The organism is Bacillus cereus group sp. MYBK245-2 (genome assembly GCF_051916145.1).
Classification (GTDB): Bacteria; Bacillota; Bacilli; order Bacillales; family Bacillaceae_G; genus Bacillus_A; species Bacillus_A pacificus.
Map to the genome: position 1 here is coordinate 83,975 of NZ_JBQAGB010000021.1, position 6,572 is coordinate 90,546.

Sequence of the window (6,572 nt, forward strand, 5' to 3'; positions counted from 1 at the left end):
CATATAAAAGAATAAGCTTCGCATATCGTGTATAAGGAAGTGTGTTTATGGAAGAAGCGCCATTTTACCGTGACACTTGGGTGGAAGTGGATTTAGATGCCATTTATAACAACGTTACACATATTAAAGAATTTATCCCGAGTGATGTAGAAATTTTTGCCGTTGTTAAAGGGAATGCATATGGGCACGATTATGTACCGGTGGCTAAAACAGCATTAGAAGCGGGGGCGACAAGGTTAGCAGTTGCGTTCTTAGATGAAGCTTTAGTGCTTCGAAGAGCTGGTATTACTGCGCCGATTTTAGTGTTAGGTCCTTCTCCTCCTCGTGATATAAATGTAGCTGCTGAAAATGATGTAGCATTAACTGTTTTTCAAAAGGAATGGGTAGATGAAGCAATCAAACTTTGGGATGGTTCGTCTACGATGAAATACCATATTAATTTCGATAGTGGTATGGGGAGAATTGGAATACGTGAACGTAAAGAATTAAAAGGATTTTTAAAAAGCTTAGAAGGTGCACCATTCTTAGAATTGGAAGGAGTTTATACACATTTTGCAACGGCAGATGAGGTGGAGACTTCTTACTTTGATAAGCAATATAACACATTTTTGGAGCAGTTAAGTTGGTTGAAAGAATTCGGAGTGGATCCTAAGTTTGTTCATACAGCTAATAGTGCTGCAACGCTACGTTTTCAAGGGATTACATTTAATGCAGTACGAATTGGTATTGCGATGTATGGGTTATCTCCATCTGTAGAAATACGCCCTTTTTTACCGTTTAAATTAGAATCAGCGCTATCATTGCATACGAAAGTTGCTCATATTAAACAGGTGATTAAAGGGGATGGAATTAGTTATAACGTCACTTATCGAACGAAGACGGAAGAATGGATTGCGACCGTTGCAATTGGTTATGCAGATGGCTGGCTTAGAAGATTACAAGGATTTGAAGTGCTTGTAAATGGTAAAAGGGTACCGATTGTAGGGCGAGTAACAATGGATCAATTCATGATTCACCTTCCTTGTAAAGTGCCTCTTGGTACGAAAGTTACACTCATTGGAAGGCAAGGAGATGAATATATTAGCGCTACAGAGGTTGCGGAATATTCAGGGACTATTAATTATGAAATTATTACAACGATTAGTTTCCGTGTGCCGAGAATATTTATACGGAACGGTAAAGTTGTGGAAGTAATCAATTATTTGAATGATATATAGAAGGTAGTATGATTTGCTTCTTGTCATGTGAGAGGACTTTTCGTTGGCTAAGAATAAGTTCGTTTTTTGACGAGAAGCTTTTTACTTATCATTACTTTTAACATAATTTAACGCGGAAACTCTTCCGTTTCTTGTTGTAATGAGATAAAAAATAAAAGAATATGAATGTTTTGTTTGTGAATTGGAAAACATAAGCAAGGAATAAGGAAGTCTTTGCAACAGGCTCCATACAATGGTATTATTACAATAGGTGTCATATATATATTTGGGTGTGTAGTTGACGGTGGAGGTGTATTTTTGTGTCCGAATCAAGTGTAACTACTGAAATCGTGGTTCGGTTGCCAAAGCAAATGGTAACGGAATTGGACGGAATTGGAAAACAAGAGAATAAGAATCGCCATGAACTAATTTGCCAGGCAACACAACTGTTATTGCGTCAACATAAGACGAAGAAACGCTACCAACATGAATCAATGCGACGTGGGTACATTGAAATGGGAAAAATTAATCTTGGTATTGCATCTGAAGCTTTCTTAGCAGAGTATGAAGCAGCTCATACAGTAGAACGCTTAGTTAGCGGGGGGTAATATTTTGATTGTAAAACGCGGCGACGTGTATTTTGCAGACCTTTCCCCAGTTGTTGGTTCTGAGCAAGGAGGCGTTCGTCCGGTTCTTGTCATTCAAAATGACATCGGAAATCGTTTTAGTCCAACGGTGATTGTAGCGGCTATTACTGCACAGATTCAAAAAGCGAAATTACCCACTCATGTGGAAATTGATGCGAAAAAGTACGGTTTTGAGAGAGATTCTGTTATTTTACTTGAGCAGATTCGAACAATCGATAAGCAGCGCTTAACGGACAAAATCACTCACTTAGATGAAGTGATGATGATTCGTGTAGATGAAGCGCTACAAATTAGTTTAGGACTAATAGATTTTTAAATCGGCAGTTTAAGTTGCTCTCTTTGAAGGGCAACTTTTTTTATTATAGAGGAGGTTACGGTTGTATATGGAAATGGTAGATAATCGACAAGCGTTAATGAAAATGTTAGTGAAGGAATTAGGCTTTACCGAAAAGCAAGTTCGTCATGTTATTCAATTAACAGAAGAAGGTAACACAGTTCCATTTATTGCTCGTTACCGAAAAGAATGGACAGGCTCTTTAGATGAAGTGCAAATTCGTACAATTTTAGAGAGATGGCAATATATGATGCAGCTTGAAGATAGGAAAGAAGAGGTTCTTCGTCTTATTGATGAGAAGGGGAAACTGACAGGAGAATTACATCAGCAAATTGTGAAAGCTACAAAGTTGCAAGAAGTAGAAGATTTATATCGTCCGTATAAAGAGAAGAGAAGAACGAAAGCAACGATTGCAAAAGAAAAAGGGTTAGAGCCATTAGCTGAATGGTTATTGTTATATACGAAAGAAGATCCGAATCAGAAGGCAATAGAGTTTATAAATGCCGAGAAAGAAGTGCAATCTGCAGAGGAAGCATTGCAAGGTGCTCAAGACATTATTGCAGAAATCGTTTCAGATGAAGCGGCATATCGTAGTTGGATTCGGAATGTTACTTTTCGAAAAGGTGTTATGTCTTCGGCTGTAAAAGATGAAGAGAAAGATGAAAAAAATATATATGAAATGTATTACAGTTATGAAGAACCGTTGCAGAAAGTCGTGCCGCATCGCGTATTAGCGATGAATCGAGGTGAGAAAGAAGATATATTGAGAGTTTCTGTTGTTCCACCAGTAGATGAGATAGTAACTTTCTTATATAAGAAAGTAATTCGTGATAACGATTCAAAAAGTGCACAGTATGTAAAGTTAGCAATTGAGGATGGTTATAAACGATTAATTCAACCCTCTATTGAAAGGGAGATTCGAAAAGAATTAACAGAAACAGCTGAGGAACAAGCGATACATATTTTCTCTGAGAACTTACGTAATTTGTTATTACAACCTCCAATGAAAGAAAAGGTTGTGTTAGCTGTAGACCCTGCATATAGAACGGGTTGTAAATTAGCTATCGTAGACGATACGGGGAAAGTTCTATATATTGATGTTATTTATCCGCATCCACCAGTGCGTAAATATGAAGATGCAAAAGCGAAAGTTCTTTCTATTATAGATAAATATCAAGTTGAAATGATTGCGATTGGGAATGGTACAGCTTCTAGAGAATCGGAAGAATTTATAGTTGATGTATTACAAAATGTGAAACGAGAAGTCTTCTATATTATTGTAAACGAAGCTGGTGCGAGTGTGTATTCGGCTTCTGATTTAGCACGTGAGGAATTCCCGGATTTACAGGTTGAAGAAAGAAGTGCGGTTTCTATTGGTAGACGTCTGCAAGATCCACTTGCTGAACTTGTAAAGATTGATCCGAAATCAGTTGGGGTTGGACAATATCAACATGATGTGTCTCAAAAAAGATTAAATGAATCATTAACGTTTGTAGTAGAGACAGCAGTTAACCAAGTCGGTGTGAATGTAAATACAGCTTCAGTTGCGTTGTTGCAATATGTTTCGGGTTTATCAAAAACTGTTGCGAAAAATATTGTAGCAAAGCGTGAAGAAGAAGGGAAATTTACAAAACGAACAGACTTAAAGAAAATACCACGTCTAGGTGCGAAGACATATGAACAATGTATAGGTTTCTTACGTATATTAGAAGGGGCAAATCCGTTAGACCGTACAGGTATTCATCCAGAACAATATAAAAATGTTGAATTGTTATTGAAGAGTCTAGGATTATCAAAAGATGACGTAGGGCAACCGCAATTACAAAAGAGTTTAGAAGAAGTAGAGATTTCTAAGTTGTCGCAAGAAACGGGAGTTGGAGAACCAACATTAGTTGATATTATAGATGCACTCATTAGTCCAGAGCGAGACATGAGGGATGAGTTGCCTAAACCGCTTCTGAAAAAAGGGATTTTGAAATTAGAAGATTTAAAACGTGGTATGGAACTGGAAGGAACAGTTCGTAACGTTGTTGATTTTGGTGCTTTTGTTGATGTAGGTGTGAAACAAGATGGTTTAGTACATATTTCTAAACTAAGCAAACAATACGTGAAGCATCCGTTAGATGTTGTATCTGTCGGACAAATCGTCAAAGTATGGGTAGATGATATTGATACGAAAAAAGGTCGCGTTGCATTATCTATGTTGCCGATTGAATAGTAAGAGAAGAGAGCAGATGAAACTGCTCTTTTTTTATAGGATAAAACGTGTAATGGATTAAGAACTTTGATGTATTTTGCTATAATAAAACCAGCATTCATTTAATAATTTAATTTGATACCGGTTTTTTTCAAAATATGCGCGTTGCATTTGTTTTTTGAGCCATGTAGGCATAGGAATCCCTCCTTGTTTAATCCTACTCTCATAAATGTAAAGTAATATTGATGAGAGGTTGGTGAGTGGATTTCTATTTTTGCTATGTTTTTAGAAACCACGCTTCTTGAATGAGGATGGGTATATGTACTATTTAATATATGTATAAGAGAGGAGAAAAGTGTAAAAATATTTTTTTGTTTAGGAGGAATGAAAATGGATGAGCAAGAAATACAGCGGCTAGTGGAAGAAGTATCGCTACAATATTTCGGAATGCCGTTTTTACATAAGGCACTGTTTAATAGTAGGTTGCGTACAACTGGTGGACGTTATCTATTGAATACACACAATATTGAACTGAATTATCGATATTACGAAATGTATGGGAAAGAAGAATTAGTTGGAATTGTTAAACATGAACTTTGTCATTATCACTTACATATTACAGGAAGAGGATATAAGCACCGGGATAAGGATTTTCGCGAACTGTTAAAGGCAGTTGATGCGCCGCGGTTTTGTAAACGAATGATGAATGAAGAGAAGGAAAAAAAGGTTTATATGTATGAATGTATGGGATGCTCACTTCAATATGTAAGAAGACGTCAAATTAATACAAAAAGATATGTCTGCGGAAAGTGTAAAGGGAAACTAATCTTGATAAAGAAAACATCTTGACAGTGAAAACGCAATCCAGTATATTATAAACATGTCACGTTTGTACAAGATGTTGTGAAAAAACTTCTTGACTTACGATGAGAATTTTTATAAGATACAAATTGTCTTTATTATTCCGCAGTAGCTCAGTGGTAGAGCTATCGGCTGTTAACCGATCGGTCGTAGGTTCGAGTCCTACCTGCGGAGCCATACAGAGAAGTACCCAAGTGGCTCAAGGGGCTCCCCTGCTAAGGGAGTAGATCGCGAACGCGGTGCGAGGGTTCGAATCCCTTCTTCTCTGCCATTCATATTGGCCCGTTGGTCAAGTGGTTAAGACACCGCCCTTTCACGGCGGTAACACGGGTTCGAATCCCGTACGGGTCACCACTTCGGAGGATTAGCTCAGCTGGGAGAGCACCTGCCTTACAAGCAGGGGGTCGGCGGTTCGATCCCGTCATCCTCCACCATAATAGTATAATGAAAAGTGAAATGAAATTAATGTAAAGATTAAATGGTCCCGTGGTGTAGTGGTTAACATGCCTGCCTGTCACGCAGGAGATCGCCGGTTCGACCCCGGTCGGGACCGCCATTTTAACTTCTGCTAATTGGCAGTTGTTTTTTATTGGTCATTATGGTACAATAACATTTGTCTTTGAAAATAAGATAAGTATTTCGATGGGCTATAGCCAAGCGGTAAGGCAACGGACTTTGACTCCGTCATGCGCTGGTTCGAATCCAGCTAGCCCAGCCATTTACGAGCCATTAGCTCAGTTGGTAGAGCATCTGACTTTTAATCAGAGGGTCGAAGGTTCGAGTCCTTCATGGCTCACTTTTGTTTTTTCCGCGCGGTCGTGGCGGAACGGCAGACGCGCTAGGTTGAGGGCCTAGTGGGGGAAACCCCGTGGAGGTTCAAGTCCTCTCGGCCGCATCAAAAATCTTTTTTAAAAAAGTACTTGCATTTGAAAATGCAGTATGATAAGATAATTGAGTCGCCAAAATACAACGACGAAAAAACATCATGAATAAGCGCCCGTAGCTCAATTGGATAGAGCGTTTGACTACGGATCAAGAGGTTAGGGGTTCGACTCCTCTCGGGCGCGCCAATTACGGGAAGTGGCTCAGCTTGGTAGAGCACCTGGTTTGGGACCAGGGGGTCGCAGGTTCAAATCCTGTCTTCCCGACCACGCGGGTGTAGTTTAGTGGTAAAACAAGAGCCTTCCAAGCTCTGGTCGAGAGTTCGATTCTCTTCACCCGCTTTTAGTTCTTTGAAAACTGAACGAAACAAACAACGTGAAACGTCAATTTTTATTTTAGATGCTAGACAAACTAACTTTATTGGAGAGTTTGATCCTGGCTCAGGATGAACGCTG

The 6,572-nt window shown here is 38.9% G+C and carries 6 protein-coding genes and 11 tRNA genes; 16 read left to right on the forward strand and 1 reads right to left on the reverse strand.

Features of this window, described 5'->3' with window-relative positions; all coding sequences use genetic code 11:
* The first annotated feature begins 47 nt into the window (after nt 1-47).
* The 4 genes from alr (at nt 48) to ACTFRN_RS25195 (ending at nt 4,395) form a co-directional block, all read left to right on the forward strand.
* Nucleotides 48-1,217, forward strand: coding sequence for an alanine racemase (gene alr / locus ACTFRN_RS25180; RefSeq protein ID WP_440038649.1), 1,170 nt, complete (start codon nt 48-50; stop codon nt 1,215-1,217).
* 299 nt (nt 1,218-1,516) lie between these two features.
* Nucleotides 1,517-1,804 carry an antitoxin EndoAI gene (locus tag ACTFRN_RS25185; protein ID WP_000004570.1) on the forward strand — a complete coding sequence of 96 codons (288 nt, stop codon included), beginning with the start codon at nt 1,517-1,519 and terminating at the stop codon, nt 1,802-1,804.
* A 4-nt stretch (nt 1,805-1,808) separates the two neighbouring features.
* Nucleotides 1,809-2,159, forward strand: a complete 351-nt coding sequence (gene ndoA, locus ACTFRN_RS25190; RefSeq protein ID WP_000635963.1) for a type II toxin-antitoxin system endoribonuclease NdoA — start codon at nt 1,809-1,811, stop codon at nt 2,157-2,159.
* A 67-nt stretch (nt 2,160-2,226) separates the two neighbouring features.
* Nucleotides 2,227-4,395, forward strand: coding sequence for a Tex family protein (locus ACTFRN_RS25195; RefSeq protein ID WP_014893363.1), 2,169 nt, complete (start codon nt 2,227-2,229; stop codon nt 4,393-4,395).
* Nucleotides 4,396-4,452: 57 nt separating this feature from the next.
* On the opposite strand, the gene cmpA is transcribed toward ACTFRN_RS25195, so the two are convergent.
* Complete coding sequence (gene cmpA, locus ACTFRN_RS25200; protein WP_001143642.1) at nt 4,453-4,569, reverse strand: cortex morphogenetic protein CmpA; 117 nt, start codon at nt 4,567-4,569, stop codon at nt 4,453-4,455.
* Between the two features lie 195 nt (nt 4,570-4,764).
* Here cmpA and ACTFRN_RS25205 point away from each other — a divergent pair, with 195 nt between their 5' ends.
* The 12 genes from ACTFRN_RS25205 (at nt 4,765) to ACTFRN_RS25260 (ending at nt 6,458) form a co-directional block, all read left to right on the forward strand.
* Entirely contained in the window at nt 4,765-5,223 is a 459-nt protein-coding gene (locus tag ACTFRN_RS25205) for a SprT family protein (protein WP_000344243.1), read from the forward strand.
* A gap of 114 nt (nt 5,224-5,337) precedes the next feature.
* Nucleotides 5,338-5,412, forward strand: a tRNA-Asn gene (locus ACTFRN_RS25210).
* 3 nt (nt 5,413-5,415) lie between these two features.
* Nucleotides 5,416-5,506: transfer RNA gene (locus ACTFRN_RS25215), tRNA-Ser, on the forward strand.
* A gap of 8 nt (nt 5,507-5,514) precedes the next feature.
* Nucleotides 5,515-5,589 (forward strand) — tRNA-Glu (locus ACTFRN_RS25220).
* Nucleotides 5,590-5,593: 4 nt separating this feature from the next.
* Nucleotides 5,594-5,669 (forward strand) — tRNA-Val (locus tag ACTFRN_RS25225).
* Nucleotides 5,670-5,715: 46 nt separating this feature from the next.
* A tRNA-Asp gene (locus ACTFRN_RS25230) sits at nt 5,716-5,791 on the forward strand.
* Between the two features lie 87 nt (nt 5,792-5,878).
* Nucleotides 5,879-5,953, forward strand: a tRNA-Gln gene (locus ACTFRN_RS25235).
* 5 nt (nt 5,954-5,958) lie between these two features.
* Nucleotides 5,959-6,031 (forward strand) — tRNA-Lys (locus ACTFRN_RS25240).
* A 16-nt stretch (nt 6,032-6,047) separates the two neighbouring features.
* A tRNA-Leu gene (locus tag ACTFRN_RS25245) sits at nt 6,048-6,130 on the forward strand.
* 98 nt (nt 6,131-6,228) lie between these two features.
* Nucleotides 6,229-6,305 (forward strand) — tRNA-Arg (locus ACTFRN_RS25250).
* Nucleotides 6,306-6,309: 4 nt separating this feature from the next.
* Nucleotides 6,310-6,386 (forward strand) — tRNA-Pro (locus ACTFRN_RS25255).
* 1 nt (nt 6,387) lies between these two features.
* Nucleotides 6,388-6,458, forward strand: a tRNA-Gly gene (locus ACTFRN_RS25260).
* The last annotated feature ends 114 nt before the right edge of the window (nt 6,459-6,572 follow it).